Raw genomic sequence first — 19888 nt, 5'->3', positions numbered from 1 at the left:
CGACCCTTTGAAAACCCCAATTTTTCGTTCCCTGCTTTTGGCATGCGCATTGCACAGATGAGGCAAACAGGAGGAAACATGAAAAGGATAATGCTTATTACCTTACTGCTTTGCAGTAGTGCGGCTTTCGCTGCTGAGGGCGGTGTAGATACAGGCGATACGGCCTGGCTCTTGGTCTCTTCGGCCATGGTTCTTTTTATGCTGCCCGGACTGGCAATGTTTTACGCCGGTATGGTTAGAACAAAAAGTGCTCTTTCAACAATAATGTACAGCTTCGTAGCGATGTGTGTTATCGGTCTCCAATGGGCGATATGCGGTTTCACAATCGCCTTCGGACCCACAGAATCCGCCTTTATGGGAGGTTTTCAGTACCTCTTCCTCGGCGGCGATTTCCTTGAAGCGCTCAGCGGAACAATACCCCTTTCCGTATTCGCTATGTTTCAGGGTATGTTTGCCATTATCACTTGTGCTCTTATAAGCGGTGCAGTTGTTGAGCGGATCAAATTCTCTGCATTTGTAATCTTTATATTAATCTGGGCAACCGTCGTTTATGCACCCATAGCCCACTGGGTATGGGGAGACAACGGCTGGCTCCTTGAAATGGGTGCACTCGATTTCGCCGGCGGTACTGTTGTACACTTCTCATCCGGTACAGCAGCTCTCGCTCTTGCCCTTGTTCTGGGCAACAGAAAAGACTTTATGAAAAGCTCCACAATGCCCCATAACGTAAGCTATACGCTCATCGGTGCTGGTATCCTCTGGTTCGGATGGTTCGGCTTCAACGCCGGGTCCGCTCTTGGTGCCGGTACTGGTGCCGGTACTGCCTTTGCGAACACTCTGGTAGCACCCGCCGCCGCAGGTACAAGCTGGATGGTTATGGAGTGGATTAAATCAAAGCCCAGTGGAATCGGTCTTGCATCAGGTATTGTAGCCGGTCTTGTGGCAATAACCCCTGCTGCGGGGTTTGTTGAGCCTTGGGCGGCAATAATAATAGGTCTTGTAGCCGGTATACTCTGCTACTACGGCGTACAGCTTAAGTTCAAGCTCAAGCTTGATGAATCACTGGACGTTTTCGGAATCCACGGTATCGGCGGATTCTGGGGAGCTATCGCAACTGGTATCTTCGCCACTCTTGGTGCGGAAGGCCTTATAGCCGGTAACCCCAAGCAGGTATGGCTCCAGTTCGCAGGTATTATGGCTGCGGGTATATTCTCATTCGTAGTAAGTTATGTAATCGCCATGGGCATAAAGAGCACTATTGGTATCCGTGTTGAAGCAAACGAGGAGACCGAAGGGCTTGATATTACCCAGCATGGTGAGAGCGCATATAAATTTTAAGAACCCAACCCGTTCCTGCTTCCTAATGTGTTGTGCTGTCGGCCCCCTTATGGGGGTCGGCTTGCTTATTGATTTTATGTATGGAATTTACCTGGTCTTAATTTATCTGGGAAATTCATCATCCTGAGAATTTCCCTGCCGCTCCGCTCGGCAAAGCCTTCGCTCCGCTTACTTCCGGCTACATAAATTGAATACAATTCAATTTAGTTTCGCCTTCTGGGCTTCCATTCTTGGAAGCCTGTTGCATATCAACCATGATTGTATGACTAGCATAAGCTTTCATGGATGAAAGCTCGCTCGCGTAAGTAAGAAGGAAGTCTCTTTCTTCGAACGGCAGAATAATTTCCATGGACGGGAAATTATTCAGATAGATAAAGGAGTTTTTAAGGGGTGTGGGGAACTTTGTTCCCTAAAAATTTCCCCTTAGTCTTTTATATACATACTCAAACTAGAAATAAGTCACTAATTTATTTGTCTTCGTGCTAAAGCATGCCATACTTTTGGCGCAAAAGTATGCAAAACTATTCCCTCAGGGTTTTTAAGCCACCATTATTACTCATTTATTATCATAAATTCGTAAGTGATGGCGGTGCCCTCATTTCACTCTTTTTCCACCTGAAGTTTTGCTGATGCTGAGGAGTGTAACCGCACTTCATGCGTACTGCTGTACATCCAAACTGCCTAATCGGCCTGTCATGTGCGGCCAAAACTTCCGGGCGGTTCCAAAAGAGCTCATTCGGCTGTAAAACATTCGGGGAGGAGAAGAAAGGGACGTGGACGCAACAACTACATGGTCGAATGTATGACTACTGATCAAACAGATCCACACGGGGTACTTTGTTTTGCTCGCACCGGGCACGTGACAGCATACTTTATAATGGTCTGCGTTGTGATTAACCTGGGAAATTGTAGGAAAAACTATCCCCTTTAAAATCCATTTGAAAGATAATTATTAAGGTTGATACGCAACAGGCTTCCAGGGATGGAAGCCCTGAAGTGAAGAATATGGAGCTATGCTTCATATTCTGTAACGGAAGTAAGCGGAGCGAAGGCTTTGCCAAGTGTAGCGGCAGGGAAATTCTCAGGATGATGAATTTCCCAGATAAATTAAGTCCAACATGGATGTTGGCTCTGAAGGCGAGAGGAAGAACAGCTTTGCTGGTCTGACGTAGCCGGAAGTGCGAGAGGGCAGGGTTTCCATGCCCGAACAATAATGGAATTTCCATGGATGGGAAATTCCATACATAGAATCAGACCCTGGAAATTCCATAGATAGAGTCAGGATGATGAATTTTCCAGATTAATACGCCATAGCTTAATTAAAAAGACCCTGTCCGAAGACAGGGCCCCTTTTGCTGTATTGCCAACTTTGCCGGATAGAACTCTAAGTTATTACTTCTCCCAGAAACGCATAGTTCCGTTTTCTGCGAGGCTGAGGTGGAGCTTGTAGCACTCATCAAGAAGGTGGGGCTCATGGTGATAGCCGGTAGCCTTCTCAGCACGCTCGAGGTAGTCCATAAGGTACTCTTTGTAAGTGGGGTGAGCACACTTGTTGATGATCTCTCTCGCTCTGTCCTTGGGAGCAAGTCCACGAAGGTCTGCGAGTCCCTGCTCGGTAACGAGAACATCGATGTCCGCCTCGGTGTGGTCCACATGGGGAACCTTGGGAACAACGCCTGTGATACCGAATTCGTCTGTCTTGGAAGGACGAACGGAGGGGCAGTGCATGATGGAGATGTAAGCGTTACGCTCGAAGTCTCCGGAACCGCCGATACCGTTAAGCATCCTTGTACCGCCTGCGCAGGTAGAGTTTGCGTGGGCATACATGTCGAACTCGAGGGGCGTGTTCATACCGATAACGCCGAGCCTTCTGATGAGCTCAGGGTTGTTGGAGATCTGCTGAGGTCTCATGAGAACCATGTCCTTATACTTATCGAACTTCTCCCACCACTCTTTGAAACCTTCGTTGGAGAGTGACAGAGATGTACAGTTAATGTACTTGCACTTTCCTGAATCGAGGAAGGGGAGGAATGTATCCTGAAGAACCTCTGTGAAAACTACGAGGTCTTCGAAGGGTGAGGCTGTGAGGCCGCCCACAACTGCGTTTGCGATGGAACCAACACCGGACTGAAGGGGAAGAAGGTTATTAGGAAGACGTCCTGCATTAACTTCGTCCTTGAAGAAATCTACGATGTTGTCTGCGATGGCCTGAGCTACATCATCGGTACCACGGAGCGCACGTCCGTTATCGGGCATGTCTGATTCAACGATAGCAACGATCTTGCTCTTGTCGGTGGGGACCCAGGGGGTACCGATTCTCTGCTTAACATCTGTAACGGGGATGATCTTCCTGTAGGGGGGAAGGTCTGTGGAGAAGATGTCGTGCATTCCCTCAAGGGAAGGTATGCTTGTGTTGATCTCCACGATTATCTTGTCTGCGATATCTACGATTTCAGGAGCAGCACCAACTGAACCAGCAAGGATAATGTTTCCGTCCTCGGTTATTCCGGTTGCTTCGATAAGGGCTACGTCAAGCTTGCCGCCTCTGTCTTTTGTATAGAAGCCGTACCTGAGGTCCTGAGCGAACATAGAGAGGTGTTTATCTCCCATTCTGATTTTTCCGCTGTTGATACCTTTACCGATGTTTTTGCCGGTCTGATAGGGCCATCTTCTGTCGATCATGTCGAGGGTTGCCCACCTGTCCTCGGTTTCAGCACCAACGGATGCACCGATGAAAAGGTTGAACTTCCACTTACCCTGAAGGTTGTTTTTCTCTACGTGATCAGCAAGAGCTATGGGTACAACCTTGGGATATCCCACGGGTGTGAAGCCTGACCATCCGAGGTCCATTACTCTGTTGTCAGCGTCTGCGAAGAACTTGATAGTCTCCTCAGGCTTCATGATGAGGTTGTGAAGGCTCTTATCGCGAACCCTTTTTAAAAGTTCAGACATGCTTTCCTCCTTATGTCGTTTAATTGACTAATCTTTTCTTTTTATTGTGAATGCTTTCTTTGCGTCTTCAAAGCTTGGTATCTTCTTTCTGATATCCCGCACCTTTTCGGGGTCGAACTCTGATATGAAAACCCCTTCACCTGAGACAGGCTCATATGCGGCTTCGCCCCATGGGTCCCATGTAACGGAGTATCCGCATTCCATATCCTTCTTGCGGGTGTGCATAACGCTGGTGTTGCAGCCTGCGATATAGCACTGGTTTTCAACAGCTCTGGCCTTTAGCAGGGTGAGCCAGTGGTTCTTCTTCATCTCCGGCCAGATGGCGGGAACGCATATCAGTTCGGCCCCTGCGAAGGCGCTTGTTCTGAAAAGCTCGGGGAAGCGTATCTCGTAGCAGACCTGAAGGCCTATCTTTGCTCCGTTGAATTCAAAAACGGAAACCCCTTTCCCTCTCTCTATATACTTGTTCTCGCCCAGCGGGCTGAAGAGGAAGTTCTTTCTATATTTGGCCTCAACACCCTTCGATGAAACGGCGTAGATCGTGTTGTAAACCTTGTTATAAATTCCCTCGGGCATCGCAGAGATGACAAGGGAGTTTTGGTTAAGCTGAGAGCTTATTTCCCTGCAGATCTCGTCGGTTTTCGTAGAGAATTCCAAAAGCCTTTCGTAATCGAAACCGGAAACCCACATCTCGGGAAAGATGATAATAGACGGTTCATCACCAATAACTTCCGGCAATTTTCCAAGAAAGGTTTTTTTGTTTGCTTCCACATCACCAAGATGTACGGGAAGCTGAATCGATACTATCTTCATGCTACCTCTCTTAAGTGCAAGGCATAATAAAACAGAATTTGAACCATGTCAAGCAGTTCAGTAAAAGATAACTGAAATTAATTAACACCGTACGGACGCACTTGTGTTATAAGGATTAATTTGGATTCAAATAACAGAACGGAACTTAATAATAGAGCAAAAAAGTTATGGAACACCCTTCTACTGAACAGTATTAGGGGCCTTTATCCAGGGAAGGGGAGGGGATTTAAAAACGTAGATATAAAAAAAGCCCCCTCGTTGGCTGGAGGGGGCTGTCGATGATGTTTATTATATTTTTGCTACTTGCATGCGCCGTAGTTCTGGGGGATGTAATCGCAGAAGGGCTCCTCTTCCATATATGAGCCTGTAACCGCATAGGAGCGTGCACGGCATCCTCCGCATACACCGAGGAATTTGCATGAACCGCATTTCCCCTCGTAGTCCTTGAAGTTACGTATATCGTTGAATAGCTTTGAGTTCTCCCAGATCTCCTTGAGGGGCTGTTCAAAGACGTTGCCCGCCGCAAGGGGAAAGTATGAGCAGGGGTACACATCCCCTTCGAAGTTGACTAGGCATATCTTCTGGGCTGCGATGCAACCTTTGCCTCCCCCTGTTCCGAAGGAGAGGTTGCGTCTTTCTGTATCCTTCCCCTCCTCCTTACTGCGTTCATTCCAGATCCTGTAATACTGTGGTGCGCAGGTGGGGCGTACCATGATATCTTCCTCCTGACGCTCCATATCGTAGTGCCAGTTCAGGATATCCTCGTAGTCCTCTTTGGATACAAGCTCTTTCATCACCTCTTCCCCCCTGCCTGTGGGGACGATGAGGAACATATACCATGCCGTAGCACCGAGCTTTTTGCCGAGCTTGTAGGTCTCCTCTATATAGGCCTGATTCCTTTTGGTAAAGGATGAGTTGATGATGAATGGTATGCCGTGCTTATTGAAGAGCTCGGAAGCCCTCATAACACCATCGTAGGAGCCTGCATCCCCCCGGAAATCATCGTGGATCTCCGCAGTGGGCCCATCAAGGCTTAGGGATACTATCTTTATCCCGGATTTCTTAATGTTCTCACAGACCTCGTCATCCACAAGCATGCCGTTTGTTGCCATGGCCATGCGGAAGCCTTTCTCTGTGCCGTATGTAGCTATATCAAAAACATCCTTGCGGAGAAGGGGTTCGCCGCCGGAGAGAACTATTACCGGTTTTGCGAATTCGGATATTTCGTCCATCAGGCTTTTGCATTTGTCGAAGGTAAGGGCACCTTCGGCGGATTCTATAGATGAGGAGGAGCGGCAGTGTACACAGTTAAGGTTGCACTTTCTCGTGATCTCCCACGCCATCCACTTAAGTTCCCATTTATTGCTCATTTGTCTACCTCGCTTATCGGGGTATAATAAACAACTATGGGAAAAGGGCAATATTTTTCCTACCCAAACACTGCGTTATCCCCTGTAAAAATTATTAGGACACCTTCTGCGCCTCAGCAGCTTTTTTGTCCATTGTTACTTTTGCCTTGAGAGTATCCCTGCCAAAGGGTAAACTCTGTATGACAATACCTTACAGGCGAGGGGGGTTGATGCGGTTTCTGGCAATTTGTTTCCTAATCATACTGTTCACATCTGTATCCGGGTTCTGTGCCGATAACACCGATGCAGCAGAGCCGGAGATGGTTATTACCGAGAAGAAGGTTCTCCAAAAGGGTGAGCTTCCTGAGGAGATAAGCCGTTTCCACGAGGTGCTTAATACGGGGAAGCTTCGGGTTATAGGAGAGTCAAGGGACGGACTCCCCAGGTATTATGCCGTTTCCAGAGCCAAGCTTGATGCCCGCAGACGGATACGTACCGACCTGCTCGACTTTCCTCTGATGGGCTTCTCCGGTATACAGGAGTTGGAATCCAGAAACCCTGAGTTTGCAGTCTTATTTACTGAATATCTAGAGAGAGCTGAACCCTGTGAAGGGACGCACATGAATTTCTCTCAGGGGGACAAGAAGGGGTATTTCTGCATGGAGATCCCGTTTGAGGATCTCCGTAAGGAGATCCTTGATCATGAACCGGTACCAGATGAACAGAAGGTTCCCCCCTTTAATCCGGAGGCGGATCCGATACTCTCCGATTATGGATGTATAATAGTTGATACGGGTGGGTACAGCTTCGTTCCGGCTATCCTGAACAGGGTACTCTCCAATACGGGTGAGCTGGTTTGGATGCCCGGGGAAGATTCGACTACGCCGGTATATACGTTTAACGTAACAGATGCTGTCTCTTCGCTTATAGGTGCAGGGTGCAGAAAGCCTTTTACGGCAAAGGTTAAAGAGGTTCAGCGTTACACAGACGCTGTGCTTACTTATACAGACGCCCTTGAAATCAGCCGGATTCTGGCAGAAAACAGCGATGCGCCGGTGTATTTTGTATTTAACTACAGGGATTAGAACTCTTGAGGTGTGAAATGAAAAAACTGATTATTATCATTATAATTATGGCTCTCTCCGCCGTATCCTTTGCAGCTGTGAAGGAGGTCTCCGCCATAGGTGAGGCTGATATCCTTAATGGAGATGTCTCCGAGGCGAGGATAAAGGCCGTTGCCAGAGCAAAGTGGGCCGCCCTTGAAGAGGCCGCCGGTATGAAGGTTAAGGCGGATACGATTATCCAGAACGCTGTCCTTGTGGATGAGGCGATAAAGACAGAGGTTCAGGGTGTTGTCAAAAGCTATGAGGTAACCGGGGAACAGCAGGATGGCTCCATATACAGGGTTATGGTCAAAGCGGTTGTGGAGGAGACAAAGGCAAAGGAGGCCATGGGCGTTCTTGCAAAGAACACATCCATTGCGGTTCTTCTCCCTGTAAGCTTCCCTGACGGGCGTGTGGAGGAAACCACAGCGCTATCTGAAACGGTTATCAATGAGCTTATTACCAGAGAGATGGAGGTTGTTGATATAGCCTCCACAGGTGAGGGTGTAGGCGCTTCGGAGCTTGAGACTGCAATGAGAAACAACGACTACATGAGCCTTCGCTCCCTCGCCCAGAAGTATCTTTCGGGTACAATACTTGTGGGTAAGGTGGAGACAAGCACCACCGCCAGCGAGGGTTCGGACATCGGCTATGGTGTTAAGCTCCCCTATAATGTTGTTACTGGAAGGCTAACCTACAGGCTCCTCACCGAGAAGGATGGACGCAGTGTGATACTCGCCAGTGGATACCTTCCCGTAAGAGGGCAGGGGAGTTCTCTGGCCGATGCCACATTCCGGATGACCGAGAACCTTCGTGACAGGGTTGCGGGTCAGCTTGTGGGTATAGTGATGGAGAAGATAAAGGGGATCAACAACCGTACAGTAACCGTTCGCCTCACAGGGAAGGCGGACCTGAAGAAGCTTATGGATCTTAAGCAGGTCCTTAACTATACAAGCTGGGTGCTTGAGGTGAAGGAGCAGGGGATGGATACGCTCATGGCTGTTTATCCTGAGAAGGCTCTTTACCTTGCAGCAGCACTTAATAGTAAGCCTAAGTATAAGGTAGAGAGATTTTCAGACTATGAGATAGTCGTGAGCGAGGTTTACTAGGGGAGCATAGAACCTATGGAGAGGCTTAAATCCTTTTTGCTGGGGTATCGTTTCATCGTCTTCTTGTTGTTTACGGTGCTGTGCCTCTCTATGTATCAATTCAAACCCTCCTTTGTGGATCGTTTTGCCCTTGGCCTTGAGGACTCCAAGTTCGGAGTACGCTCCGCCCTCGGGATGTCGCCGAAGCCCTATGAGGATATGGTTATCGTTACCGTTGATGAGGTGAGCGTAAACCTCCTCGGCAGGTGGCCCTGGCGCAGGGATATCATCGCAGATACATTCGCAAACCTTTCCGAAGCTCAGATTGTGGCCCTTGATATTGTTTTCTCAGAGGAATCCGAGGCTTTGAGGGATGAATACCTTGCGGAGCAGATCTACGATATGGACAACGTTATCCTCGGTTTCTTCCTGCGGGATAACGCTACCCAGAAAACTACTGAGCAGGCTTTGTACTATCTGGAAGACTGTGCCTATATGAACTTCGAGCTTGCCGATGAAACGGTAGGCGTTAAGGAGTTCCCGAATGCCGAGGTGAATATACCCATAATCGCCGACTCCGGGCTTACCTGTGCTTTCTTCAATACCGAGGCGGATACGGACGGAGTATACAGGCGTTATCCCCTCTCGTATATCCACAAAGGGATGCTGTTCCCTCCCATTGCCGTACAGACTTTGCGTTATTACCTCAATCAGGACAGTGAGATGGTTCTGGACAGTGAGGGTGTGGACTACTTCAAGCTGGGTGATACGGTGATTGAGGATCAGTCGTATTTCAAACTGAATTTCTATGATGATGTTACATATATATCGGCCTATGACGTTTACTCGGGCAAGGTTAAGCCTGAATTTTTCCAGGATAAGATTGTAGTAGTGGGCGTTACAGAGGTGGGGGTCTACGATATGCGCCCAACCCCCCAGAGCCCCATAACGCCCGGTGTGTCGCTTCACTATGCGGCAATAAGCAACCTTCTCAAGGACCATATAATAAGGACGGCGCCTCTTCTTGATATGGCTCTTATCGTCGGAGTTCTTCTGCTTATATTCCTCGTAAGCTTCTATAAGAAGCAGTATATGCGCTGGCTTCTGGACTTCTTTATAATCGTCATGGCGGGATTTGTCTCCTATTCCCTCTTTTTCTCAGAATTCATATGGCTTCGGGAGTTTTATTTCACCATTCCTCCCATATTGTTTATGGTTACCCTTGAGGGTTTTGCATTCTTTAAATCCGAGATGGAGGCTCTCGAGGTGAAGAAGGCCTTCGGTTCCTACGTCTCCCCCGAGCTTGTGGAGGAGATTCTCAGCAATCCTGAAGGGCTCGAGCTTGGCGGTCAGGAACGTGAGATATCCGTACTGTTTTCTGATATACGTGGCTTCACAACCCTATCCGAGAGCCTTACCCCCACAGCTCTGGTATCGATGCTGAACAGGCTCCTCGATCCAATGACCAACGTTATCCTCAACAACAGAGGCATGCTCGATAAGTATATCGGCGATGCGATGATGGCGCTTTTCAACACTCCTGTTGATGTGGAGGACCATCCGGATAAGGCTGTCCTCTCCGCCCTTGAGCTTATAAGGTGTCTTAAGGGGATAAATGCGGAGTTTGAGAAGGAGGGGATACCCGTTGTGGATGTGGGTGTGGGTATCAATACCGGTACGGTGGTAGTTGGTAATATGGGTTCCCGCGTGCGCTTTGAGTATACCGCCATCGGCGACAGTGTTAACCTTGCCTCCCGTCTTGAGGGGCTTTGCAAGCAATATAAAACGAGGATAGTTATCAGCGAGTTCACCATGGCTAAGCTGAGCCATCCGTTCCTCATCCGCAGGCTTGACAGGGTGCTTGTTAAGGGTAAGGTTAAGCCTGTGGAGATATTTGAACCGATGGAGGATGAGGGTAACAACAGAGAGATCAAGGAACGGTTTGAAAAAGCCCTCGAACTCTATTACAGTAAGGACTTCAACTCTGCTCTGAAGAAGTTTCGGAGCCTGGGCGATGATTTAGGTGACAGAACCTCGCAGGTCTTTGTTGAGAGATGCAGGCTGTTCATGGAGGAACCCCCGCCGGAGGATTGGGACGGGGTTTTTACCCTCAAAACAAAGTAAATTTCAGGAGCAAAAGATATGCAGAAGAAAAAGGCTGTGGTTCTCGTGAGCGGCGGCATGGACAGCTGTGTCACATCCGCTGTGGCGGCTGAGGAATATGAGCTTTACTTCCTTCATATAAACTACGGTCAGCGTACCGAGGACAGGGAGTACAGGGCATTTATGGATCTCTGTGCCCATTTTAATGTGAGCGCAAAGCTCGTTGTGGACATAAGCTATCTCAAAGAGATTGGGGGCTCTTCGCTCACCGATGATGACATGGCTGTAGAGAAAGGGGAGCTTGAGCGTGAGGGTGTCCCTTCAACATATGTACCCTTCCGTAATGCAAATATCCTCTCCATCGCCGCCAGCTGGGCGGAGGTTTTGAGGGCGGATGCCCTTTTTATAGGGGCTGTGGAGGAGGATGGCAGCGGGTATCCCGACTGCCGTAAGAGCTTCTACGATGCCTTTGAGAGAGCCATAGACCAGGGTACAAGGCCGGATACAAAAATAAGTATTGAAACTCCGCTGATAAACCTTCGTAAAAAGGATATAGTTAAGCTGGGTATGGATCTTAATGCGCCTCTGCACCTTTCATGGTCATGCTACAAGAGTGAGGAGAGGGCTTGCGGAGAGTGCGACAGCTGTCTGCTGAGGCTCAGGGGCTTCCAGGAAGCTGGCTACGAGGATCCCATAGAGTATGCAAAACGGCCTGGATAGAATAATACCGAAATAACGGGGTTAGATATGAAAAGGATTGCAGTGATGACAAGCGGGGGTGACAGCCCCGGCATGAATGCGGCTATCCGCAGTGTAGTTAGGACTGGAATAGCCAACGATATCGAAGTCTTTGGAATAGAGCAGGGGTACAAAGGGATTATACAGGATAAGATGCGCCTGCTTGAAAGCAAGGATGTTTCAAACACCATCTACAGAGGGGGAACCTTCCTTAGAAGTGCCCGATGTCTGGAGTTTAAGACGAAGGAGGGGCGTGAGAAGGGTGTGCAGAACCTTAAGAAGCATGATATCGAGGCCCTTGTGGTAATCGGAGGGGACGGCTCTCTCACAGGTGCAAAGGTTCTTGAGGATGAATACGGATATAAGGTAATAGGCATCCCCGGCTCCATCGATAACGACATATACGGTACTAACATATCCATAGGCGTTGATACTGCACTTAACAACATTATCCACGCCATTGACACCATCAACGATACCGCCTCCTCCCATGATAGAACCTTCATGGTCGAGGTTATGGGAAGGAACTGCGGATATCTTGCATTAACGGCGGCCATCGCCGGAGGTGCGGAGGCGGCTCTTATCCCTGAGATCCCCTTCGACCTGGAGAGCATCCTTGAGAAGATTCGTAAGCGTTACGAAGAGGGGAAAACAAGGAGCATAATCCTCATAGCAGAGGGTGTTGGTTCCGCCCACGACTTTGGTAAGACCCTCCAGATGATGGGTGGTTTCGATACAAGGATAATGGTGCTGGGGCACCTTCAAAGGGGTGGAAGCCCCACTGTGTTCGACCGTATGCTTGCCACTCGTATGGGTGCGGCGGCGGTTGAGGGTCTTATGGAGGGGAAAACAGGGGTTATGACAGCCCTTGTGAACAAAAATATCGAGTTTATCCCCTTTGAAGAGGTGCTTGGCAATACACGCCAGCTTGATGAGCGACTTATGAAGATTGCGGAGGATTTGAGCCACTGATGTCTGTTACAACGAAGGGCGGAGACGGAGGGGAAACATCCCTCTATTCCGGAGAAAGGGTTAGAAAGGACGACGCACTCATGGAGGCTGTAGGAACAGGCGATGAGCTTGTTTCCCATCTGGGCGAACTGAGACTGCGGTGTGTTGAGCATGCGGATACTATCCTCAGGGTACAGAAGACGATCTTTACCCTTAACGCCCATGTGGCCACAAAGGGTGAGCAGAGGGAGAAGTTTTCCGTTAGTGAAAGCGATATATCCTTCCTTGAGGAGAAAACGGCGGAGTTCGAGGAGTTCTACGGCGAGCTCAAGGCGTTTATAATACCCTCTGGGAACCTTAAGGCCTCGAAGGCGGATATCTGCAGAACCGTTGCGAGGCGCTATGAAAGGAGATTGATTACTGTCTCCGGATATGATAATTTTAATCCCGCTGTCCGAAAATACGTTAACAGACTGTCGGACATGCTTTTCATGCTCGCAAGGGTGCTTGAGAAGGAGGAAGAGTAGGATGAGCCTTAAGGATCAGATAAACGAAGATATGAAAACCTTTATGAGGGAGAAGAACAAAACCGCTCTGGATGCTGTTCGTATGCTCCGCTCTGAGATAAAGAATGTTGAGATAAACGACCGTGTGGATCTGGATGATGCCGCCGTACAGAAGGTCGTTGCCTCCGCTATTAAGAAGCGCAAGGATTCCGCCGCCCAGTATTCCGAGGCGAACAGGCCTGAGCTTGCAGAGAAAGAGCTTGCCGAAGTTGCCGTCCTCGAGAAATACATGCCCGAGCAGATGGGCGAGGAGGAGGTTCGGGGTATCATAGCCGAGGCGTGCAAGGGTGTGGACACCTCTGATAAAAGCCAGTTCGGCAGGGTTATGAAGGAAGTTATGCAGAAAACCGCCGGCAAAGCGGATGGCAAAGTAGTTAATCAGCTTGTAAGGGAAGCGTTTGATGGGAATAATTGATATTGTAATACTTACAATAATCGGGATCTTCGCCCTTAGAGGTCTTTTTAAGGGTCTGGTCCATGAAGTATTCGGAGTAATCGCCATAGTGGGTGGTTATCTTCTCGCCTTTAAGTTTGACAGCGACGTGGGTTCGCTATTCCGCTCCCTTGAGATAAGCGAGAGGGCGATAAACGCCATCGGTTTTGTTATCGTCTTCATCGTGGCCTATCTGCTTATCATGATCGTCTCCGTTTTCATCTCCCGCATCCTCAAGGATGTTAAGATGAGCGGGGTGAACCGTGGCGGTGGTCTTGTGTTTGGCGGTCTTAAGTCCGCTGTTATTATAACCGTTATACTCGGAGCGCTTATCTCCTTCCTCCCCGATGATTACAAGTTTGTGAAGGTGGTGGACGAATCACCCGTGGCCTCGACCCTCGTTAAGGCCAATCCCGTTATATACGATCTTCTCAGCCGTATCCCCGGAGACGGCAACGTGAACCCCTTTAAGAGGGATATGGAGATCGATCTGAAGCCCGCTGATATGTTCAAGGGAGACAATATCAATGAAACCCTTGAGCGTGTTAAGGAGAAGACGGGTAAGCAGTTTGAGGATATAAGGGACGCCGCAGCAGAGACAGGTGCTGATATCAAAGAGAAGGCTGGTGAGAAGGCGGAGCAGTCCAAGGAAGAGCTTATGAAGAGCATCGAGAATCTCTCCGATGAGGAGAAGGATGCGCTCGTGGAAAAACTCCTCGCACCGGATGAGCCTAAGAACTGATATGTCCCATTCAGAAACCCTTGAGTTCCCCCTATTTAAAGATTATCTGGGCGGTTCCTTCGTCTCTTCCTTCTCAAGGCAGAGGCTGGAGAAGCTCACGGTCATAAGAGACAGTCAGGATCTTTCTGCAATGCAGGAAGAGATGGCCGAGGCTCTGGATTTTGTAAAAAACTCACCCCTTGAGCGTATGCGGGATGAGGACTTCGTCGAGGTGTATAAGAAACTCGATGATCCCCTCTCGTTCTATGAACCGCAGGAGATGCTCACCTTCTCGGAATTTCTTAAGCAGGCGAGATACGTTAAGGCCACCCTCCACGAGTGGGAGGCGAAGCATCTTAAGAGGTATCTCAGCAACATATATGCGCTCACAAGGATAAGCGATGAGATAGATGATGTTGTCAGCGAAAAAGGTGAGATCAAGGATAACGCATCCCCAAAGCTTTCGAGTATTCGAAGCGATCTTAAAAAGATTAAAAAGGATATAAACAAGAGCCTCAACTCCGTTATCTTCAGCAGAGATGCGGATAAGTTCGTTCAGGAAACTGTTGTAACAGAACGGAGCGGTCGCTTTACCATCCCCTGTAAGGGTAATTTTCGTCAGTATATACAGGGTATCGTACACGATCGCTCCGCAAGCGGACAGACCTTCTTTGTGGAGCCCTCCTCCACTGTCCAGCTGAATAACTCCCACCACGAACTCATGGCGGATGAGCGTAATGAGATTTCACGCATAATCGCCTCTATTATCACAGAGATAAACAGGCACAGCAAAGAGATACGCCTTACTGTAGAGAACTACACCGAGGTTATGTTCCGTCTTGAGACAGCTCTTTTCTATAAGGAACGCCCCCACTGCTTCCCCTCCTTCGGCGACAGGCTGAGGATGAAGAAGGTGCACCATCCGATCATATTCCTTGAGAAGGGGAGTGAATCTGTTCCGCTGGATATAGAGATGGAGCCGGGGCAGAATCTGGGTGTGGTCACAGGGCCCAACACAGGGGGGAAGACAGCCGCCCTGAAGTCCCTTGGTCTTAACCATATCATCGCCTCCTGCGGCCTGCCGCTGTTCGGCAAAGAGGCGGATATGTATGAAACAGGTGACGTTCTAGCCGATATTGGCGATAAGCAGTCCCTCGTTATGGACCTCTCCACCTTCTCATCCCATATGGTAAATATCCGGGATATACTGGAGGCCGCCGGATCGGGTTCACTCGTACTTATGGATGAGCTCGGTACAGGCACAGAGCCCAGAGAGGGTGCAGCCCTTGCGGTATCCATATGCGAGATGCTCCTTAGCAGGGGTGTCAGGGTGTTTGTAACAACCCACTTTGCGGATATGAAGAACTTCGCCCTCAGCAGGGATGACTCGGCTGTTTTTGCCGTTGAATTCGATTATAAGGAGTTTGAGCCAAGATACAGCCTGCTGAAAGGAGTTGCCGGGAAATCCGACCCCATACTTATAAGCCGTCGCCTCGGCTTTCCCGATGAGGTGATAAAGCGTTCCGAGGAGATCATTGAATCCCAGCAGGACAGCATAGAGCTTGGGCTTGAGGAGGTTAATACCCTCCGTGCGGAGCTCCTGCGTGAGCGGGAGAGTGTCAGAAACCGCCAGCTGAAGGTTCTGGAGCGTGAGGCCGTTATTGAGGAGCGTGAAAGGGAGCTTAAGAAACGCCTTGAGAAGAAGGAAAGCGAGCTTCTGGAGGAGGCGTACAGGCTTCTGGAGAAGGGTAGACGTCTTGCAAAGGAGAAGCCCGGCAAGGGGAAAGAGAAGGATATTGATGCCGATCTCGAGAAAGCGGGGGGCAGGCTCAAGAAGCTTGAAAGCAAGAAGAAGCCCGTCCGTGATATTCAGGAGGGGGATGTTATCCATCTCGATAAATACGACAAGACAGGCAAGGTTCTGGAGCTTGATTCAAACAACGCCTATATCGACATGGGGGGTATCAGGGTTAAGATAAAGCGCTCGGAGCTTGTGGGGAAGAAGATAGAGCAGGAAGAGAAGATAAAGGATGTCAAGATTTCCGGCAGTGCTTCTCCCGAACAGCGCATGGAGCTTGTGCTGGTGGGTAAACGTGTGGAGGAGGGGTGCGATATGCTCGACAAGTTCCTCGACGATTCCGTTTTAAGCGGCAGGGATAAGATATACGTTGTCCACGGCAGGGGATCCGGCCAGCTTCGAAAGGGGCTCCACGAGTTCATGCGCAATGACCCCAGGGTGAAGAGCTACCAGGTAGCACCCCAAGGGGAAGGCGGGCAGGCGGTTACCGTTGTAAGCCTTTGATCCGCTCAGGTAAGAAGCGGGGGCGAGAGAGGCTTTGATAACCGCCTGTGTAAACGAATGTGTCAGGCTGTTGCTATGGAAGGATCGTAGAAAATGGAGTTCTTTATCCTTTCCACAAGGAGCCTCGGTTTATAGGCCCCCTGTATATTATCTCTATCATTCTTGAGCAGGTAGCTGTACATGATCTTATCCGCTCCGGTGGAGATTATCATCCTGGGCAGAACCAGTTCGCTCCCTTTAACTTTTCGGAACACACCCCTTTCGGCAAGCTTATGTTCCATTACCACGAGGTCGTATCTCTTTCCAGATTCGTGCATATCCCGAACCATTGTAAGCCCGTCCTCGGGTGTTTCAGCACCGTCCGCCCTGAGCCCCAGAAGGGCGAGCTCGTTTTGAAGTATGGATAAAAATCCCGGGTCCGAGTCTATAATTAATACGGATCTTCCTTTCATGACAGCCTCCATGCTACCTTGCTGTGTTAAAAGAGAGCCTTTTATCCGTTCGGGCTCTCCTTATCATATCGTTCGATTCTGCTGAATATTAAGCAACAACTGTGCCATATGATCGGGAAATGGTTTTGACAGTGGTTTAGAGCATCACTCCGGGGTGAGGGTTGTGGTTATTATTTAGGCAGCCTGCCCGTGTGGTGGGTTCTAAATATATGGGATTATATGAAAAAAATACAGAGTAAAACACCTGTTACGGTTTTCGGTATCAATGATAATTGCGCAAGTGCAACGGATGTTGCAGGCAATTATTGCACCCCGACGGAACTTGACATATTTGATAGAATTTAGTAAAACTGAACATTAATCAATATCATTAAACAAGGGACGGTGCTATGGCTGAGCCTGAGATCAAGATTGGCGAGAGGGTACGCAAGATACGAAACCAGCGGGGGCTTACCCTGCAGGATGTGGCATCCTATACAGGGTTTTCCAAAGCGCTGATATCTCAGATAGAAAACAACGTTGTCACTCCCCCTATCAATACACTCGCAAAGATTGCCAAGGTTCTGAACGTTAAAATGACCTTCTTCTTCGAAGAGGAGATCGACAGTAAGGATTATTATCTTGTGCGTGCCGATGAACGTAAATATGTGTTTCGTGAGGGTGTTAAGCACGGATATATCTACGAGGAGCTTGCAAGGATAAGAAATTTCGAGAACCTCGAGATCTTCATGGTTACTGTGAAACCCAACGACGGTGAGAAGAAGCTTTTTAATCACCAGGGCTTTGAGTACCTTTATATGGAGAAGGGGAGGATCAAGCTCTTCCTTAATAATGATGTCATAGAGATCTCCGAGGGTGATTCCATCGCCTTCAATTCACGAATTCCCCATTATATTGAATGCCTTGAGAGTGAGGCCCGTATACTCACAGTCGCCCTCAGAACGGATAACATCAAAGAGAGCATCGAGAAGCGGGAAAAATAATCCCTATTTAAACCAGAGAGCCAGCTCATCCAGCCTTGAAAGACACCTGAGCAGTTTTTTCTCAAAGGGGGATTCTATCTGCTCTTTTGTGAAAAGTTCGCTCAGTTCACAGTCCGAACGGATAAAAAGCTTTGTGTTGTAGTAATAGCAGTGATCGATGAGGTGATTGAACCTCAGGGCGCTGTTGAGCTGGTCGAAGGTTTTGAGACCGTCTATGAATATCGCCTCGCATTGAGAGGGGATTACAAAGAACTTGAAGGGGTGTGCGCCTTCGAGGATCTTCATCAGCTTATCGAAGCCTATCCTGGTTTTCGCCTTCTCCTCGGTTTTACAGTCGTTGAATGCATCTAGGAACGGTTCATCGGCGAAGCCTATCTTCCATGTGGTCTTCTTCTTTCTTTTGCGGTAGTCCTCACCCTCCACAACGACGGTTTTGAAGGATTCCGCAATAACCCCCATCTCCTTCTCGAACCGCTCCACCTGAAAACGTGTTTTGCCGAGCTCCGTGGGTAGTGTGTTTGACGTTGTTATAACGAGGGTATCCTTGTTAATCTCCCTGAAAAACCTCGCCATAATCAGGCACATGGCGGGGTCGTCCAGCTCAAACTCATCGATGAGCAGCAGGTCGAGATCCGAGAAGAATTCAATGCATTTCTCAACGCCGAGATAGTGGAAGAAGTAGTTCATCTCCGAGAAGCTCATGAATGATTTCTTCATATCGGCCATGTTGTAAGCCGCACTCAGCAGATGGGTTTTTCCGATGCCGTAGCTGCCGTCTATGTATATATTAAGCGGCTTTTCAAATCCAGATTTCTTTGGTTTAAAGAAGCTGAATCTCTTCTTCTCCGGCGTTGCCTCTTTGGTTCCCATCTTCTCAACCGTTTCGTGAAGGAGGGTTTTTATGTAGTGCTGGGAGGGGTAGTTATCATCGGGGATGTAGTTTTCGAAGGTACATCCGCTGAATTTAGGATGGGGGCGCAGATTATTGAAACAGTCCTCTATGGATATATCGAAGCTGATATCTTCGAGATTGATATATCGGTCTTTATTACTCATGGAATCATTGCTCCTGGTGGCTACCGGATTTTGGCATCTGGAAAAGTTAGCGAAAATGTTTGCATGATGCAAGACATAATTGTTATAAAAACGGGGGAGGATGTTATGGAATCATTGATTAAAGCCGTGCTGGAAGCGGGTGAGCACGTAAAAAAAGGTTTTAGTGAGGTTCAGGATGTTCAATATAAGAGCGCAAAGGACCTTGTTACCCGTTACGATGTTGAGACCGAGAATATACTTAAGAAGCTGATACAGCCCCTCTATCCAGAGCACACCATAGTCGCCGAGGAGTCCTCAAAGGGGAATGAGAAGCCGGAGAAGGCTATATATATAGACCCCATCGACGGAACCACAAACTTTGTACATTCGTTCCCCTTCACAGCAATATCTGTAGGTGTGTATGAGAATGACGAGGCTGTGGCGGGTGTTGTCTACAACCCGATAATGAACGAGCTTTACTCGGCGGAGAAGGGCTCCGGTGCGTGGTTGAATGATGAGCAGATAAGTGTCAGCAGTAACGATGATACTAAGAAATCCCTCGTCGCCACCGGCTTTCCCTACAGTATCGTGGAGCGGGAGTGCACCAATATGCTCACCATGCTGGGCAACATCCTCAAAAGTACAAGAGGTATCAGAAGGGCGGGTTCAGCTGCACTGGATCTCTGCTACACGGCCAAGGGTGTATTCGACTGCTATTATGAGTTCAACCTGCGTCCATGGGATGTTGCCGGCGGTATCTGCATTGTGCGTGAGGCGGGTGGAACGGTAACCGGTTTCGACGGCGTTCCCCACGATATTACAGGCAATTTTATCATGGCCTCCAACGGGGTTATCCATGGGAAGATGCTCGATCTGATAAGATGCCCTTGAAACAAACCTCTGTTATATGAATATATTCATGTTAACAGAAGTTCCCGGCTGTTGTTTAGTGAAATGAAAA

Annotated in this window: 17 protein-coding genes; 12 read left to right on the top strand and 5 right to left on the bottom strand. The window is 48.7% G+C overall.

The window, feature by feature from the left end:
- Window positions 1–78 precede the first annotated feature (78 nt).
- On the top strand, window positions 79–1338 hold the full coding sequence (locus K300_RS0102960; RefSeq protein ID WP_022850175.1) for an ammonium transporter: 1260 nt from the start codon (window positions 79–81) through the stop codon (window positions 1336–1338).
- Between the two features lie 1392 nt (window positions 1339–2730).
- On the opposite strand, the gene scpC is transcribed toward K300_RS0102960, so the two are convergent.
- The 3 genes from scpC to K300_RS0102945 form a co-directional block, all read right to left on the bottom strand.
- Window positions 2731–4290 carry a succinyl-CoA:acetate CoA-transferase ScpC gene (scpC, locus tag K300_RS0102955; protein WP_022850174.1) on the bottom strand — a complete coding sequence of 520 codons (1560 nt, stop codon included), beginning with the start codon at window positions 4288–4290 and terminating at the stop codon, window positions 2731–2733.
- 27 nt (window positions 4291–4317) lie between these two features.
- Window positions 4318–5103, bottom strand: coding sequence for a nitrilase-related carbon-nitrogen hydrolase (locus K300_RS0102950; RefSeq protein WP_022850173.1), 786 nt, complete (start codon window positions 5101–5103; stop codon window positions 4318–4320).
- Window positions 5104–5402: 299 nt separating this feature from the next.
- Window positions 5403–6473 carry a radical SAM/SPASM domain-containing protein gene (locus tag K300_RS0102945; protein ID WP_022850172.1) on the bottom strand — a complete coding sequence of 357 codons (1071 nt, stop codon included), beginning with the start codon at window positions 6471–6473 and terminating at the stop codon, window positions 5403–5405.
- A 209-nt stretch (window positions 6474–6682) separates the two neighbouring features.
- Between K300_RS0102945 and K300_RS0102940 the strand changes: the two genes are divergently transcribed.
- From K300_RS0102940 to K300_RS0102900, 9 genes are all read left to right on the top strand, one after another.
- Window positions 6683–7537: a hypothetical protein gene (locus tag K300_RS0102940; RefSeq protein ID WP_022850171.1), complete on the top strand. Its 855-nt coding sequence runs from the start codon at window positions 6683–6685 to the stop codon at window positions 7535–7537.
- Between the two features lie 17 nt (window positions 7538–7554).
- Window positions 7555–8664 carry a hypothetical protein gene (locus K300_RS0102935; RefSeq protein ID WP_022850170.1) on the top strand — a complete coding sequence of 370 codons (1110 nt, stop codon included), beginning with the start codon at window positions 7555–7557 and terminating at the stop codon, window positions 8662–8664.
- Between the two features lie 90 nt (window positions 8665–8754).
- Entirely contained in the window at window positions 8755–10767 is a 2013-nt protein-coding gene (locus tag K300_RS0102930; RefSeq protein ID WP_022850169.1) for a CHASE2 domain-containing protein, read from the top strand.
- An 18-nt stretch (window positions 10768–10785) separates the two neighbouring features.
- Complete coding sequence (gene queC, locus K300_RS0102925; protein ID WP_022850168.1) at window positions 10786–11466, top strand: 7-cyano-7-deazaguanine synthase QueC; 681 nt, start codon at window positions 10786–10788, stop codon at window positions 11464–11466.
- 27 nt (window positions 11467–11493) lie between these two features.
- Window positions 11494–12456 (top strand): 6-phosphofructokinase, encoded by a 963-nt coding sequence (gene pfkA / locus K300_RS0102920; protein ID WP_022850167.1) that lies wholly within the window; start codon window positions 11494–11496, stop codon window positions 12454–12456.
- Window positions 12456–12962, top strand: coding sequence for a cob(I)yrinic acid a,c-diamide adenosyltransferase (locus K300_RS0102915; RefSeq protein WP_022850166.1), 507 nt, complete (start codon window positions 12456–12458; stop codon window positions 12960–12962). The genes pfkA and K300_RS0102915 overlap by 1 nt, the downstream gene beginning before the upstream one ends.
- A gap of 1 nt (window position 12963) precedes the next feature.
- Window positions 12964–13416 carry a GatB/YqeY domain-containing protein gene (locus tag K300_RS0102910; RefSeq protein ID WP_022850165.1) on the top strand — a complete coding sequence of 151 codons (453 nt, stop codon included), beginning with the start codon at window positions 12964–12966 and terminating at the stop codon, window positions 13414–13416.
- Window positions 13403–14176 (top strand): CvpA family protein, encoded by a 774-nt coding sequence (locus K300_RS14355; protein ID WP_022850164.1) that lies wholly within the window; start codon window positions 13403–13405, stop codon window positions 14174–14176. The genes K300_RS0102910 and K300_RS14355 overlap by 14 nt, the downstream gene beginning before the upstream one ends.
- On the top strand, window positions 14160–16457 hold the full coding sequence (locus tag K300_RS0102900; RefSeq protein ID WP_022850163.1) for an endonuclease MutS2: 2298 nt from the start codon (window positions 14160–14162) through the stop codon (window positions 16455–16457). Before K300_RS14355 ends, K300_RS0102900 begins: the two co-directional genes overlap by 17 nt.
- Before the next feature lie 62 nt (window positions 16458–16519).
- On the opposite strand, the gene K300_RS0102895 is transcribed toward K300_RS0102900, so the two are convergent.
- Window positions 16520–16909, bottom strand: a complete 390-nt coding sequence (locus K300_RS0102895; protein ID WP_022850162.1) for a response regulator — start codon at window positions 16907–16909, stop codon at window positions 16520–16522.
- A gap of 389 nt (window positions 16910–17298) precedes the next feature.
- Here K300_RS0102895 and K300_RS0102890 point away from each other — a divergent pair, with 389 nt between their 5' ends.
- Window positions 17299–17892 carry a helix-turn-helix domain-containing protein gene (locus K300_RS0102890; RefSeq protein ID WP_022850161.1) on the top strand — a complete coding sequence of 198 codons (594 nt, stop codon included), beginning with the start codon at window positions 17299–17301 and terminating at the stop codon, window positions 17890–17892.
- Window positions 17893–17895: 3 nt separating this feature from the next.
- Here the strand turns inward: K300_RS0102890 and zapE are convergent, their stop codons facing one another.
- A complete protein-coding gene (gene zapE / locus K300_RS0102885) occupies window positions 17896–18948 on the bottom strand; it encodes an AFG1/ZapE family ATPase (RefSeq protein ID WP_022850160.1) in 1053 nt (350 codons plus the stop codon).
- A gap of 105 nt (window positions 18949–19053) precedes the next feature.
- Here zapE and K300_RS0102880 point away from each other — a divergent pair, with 105 nt between their 5' ends.
- Entirely contained in the window at window positions 19054–19818 is a 765-nt protein-coding gene (locus K300_RS0102880; protein ID WP_026836261.1) for an inositol monophosphatase family protein, read from the top strand.
- The last annotated feature ends 70 nt before the right edge of the window (window positions 19819–19888 follow it).

It is taken from the genome of Limisalsivibrio acetivorans, assembly GCF_000421105.1.
Classification (GTDB): domain Bacteria; phylum Chrysiogenota; class Deferribacteres; order Deferribacterales; family Geovibrionaceae; genus Limisalsivibrio; species Limisalsivibrio acetivorans.
The sequence above is the reverse complement of the archived record's forward strand: the minus strand, read 5'-3'. Positions and strand labels throughout refer to the sequence as shown.

Bases quoted from the DNA above. Each gene is read 5' to 3' on its own strand.
- queC (WP_022850168.1), top strand. From the start codon at position 10,786: ATGCAGAAGAAAAAGGCTGTGGTTCTCGTGAGCGGCGGCATGGACAGC.
- K300_RS0102915 (WP_022850166.1), top strand. From the start codon at position 12,456: ATGTCTGTTACAACGAAGGGCGGAGACGGAGGGGAAACATCCCTCTAT.
- K300_RS0102880 (WP_026836261.1), top strand. From the start codon at position 19,054: ATGGAATCATTGATTAAAGCCGTGCTGGAAGCGGGTGAGCACGTAAAA.
- pfkA (WP_022850167.1), top strand. From the start codon at position 11,494: ATGAAAAGGATTGCAGTGATGACAAGCGGGGGTGACAGCCCCGGCATG.
- K300_RS0102900 (WP_022850163.1), top strand. From the start codon at position 14,160: ATGAGCCTAAGAACTGATATGTCCCATTCAGAAACCCTTGAGTTCCCC.
- scpC (WP_022850174.1), bottom strand. From the start codon at position 4,290: ATGTCTGAACTTTTAAAAAGGGTTCGCGATAAGAGCCTTCACAACCTC.
- K300_RS0102930 (WP_022850169.1), top strand. From the start codon at position 8,755: ATGTATCAATTCAAACCCTCCTTTGTGGATCGTTTTGCCCTTGGCCTT.
- K300_RS0102935 (WP_022850170.1), top strand. From the start codon at position 7,555: ATGAAAAAACTGATTATTATCATTATAATTATGGCTCTCTCCGCCGTA.
- K300_RS14355 (WP_022850164.1), top strand. From the start codon at position 13,403: ATGGGAATAATTGATATTGTAATACTTACAATAATCGGGATCTTCGCC.
- K300_RS0102945 (WP_022850172.1), bottom strand. From the start codon at position 6,473: ATGAGCAATAAATGGGAACTTAAGTGGATGGCGTGGGAGATCACGAGA.
- K300_RS0102940 (WP_022850171.1), top strand. From the start codon at position 6,683: ATGCGGTTTCTGGCAATTTGTTTCCTAATCATACTGTTCACATCTGTA.
- zapE (WP_022850160.1), bottom strand. From the start codon at position 18,948: ATGAGTAATAAAGACCGATATATCAATCTCGAAGATATCAGCTTCGAT.
- K300_RS0102950 (WP_022850173.1), bottom strand. From the start codon at position 5,103: ATGAAGATAGTATCGATTCAGCTTCCCGTACATCTTGGTGATGTGGAA.
- K300_RS0102960 (WP_022850175.1), top strand. From the start codon at position 79: ATGAAAAGGATAATGCTTATTACCTTACTGCTTTGCAGTAGTGCGGCT.
- K300_RS0102910 (WP_022850165.1), top strand. From the start codon at position 12,964: ATGAGCCTTAAGGATCAGATAAACGAAGATATGAAAACCTTTATGAGG.
- K300_RS0102895 (WP_022850162.1), bottom strand. From the start codon at position 16,909: ATGAAAGGAAGATCCGTATTAATTATAGACTCGGACCCGGGATTTTTA.
- K300_RS0102890 (WP_022850161.1), top strand. From the start codon at position 17,299: ATGGCTGAGCCTGAGATCAAGATTGGCGAGAGGGTACGCAAGATACGA.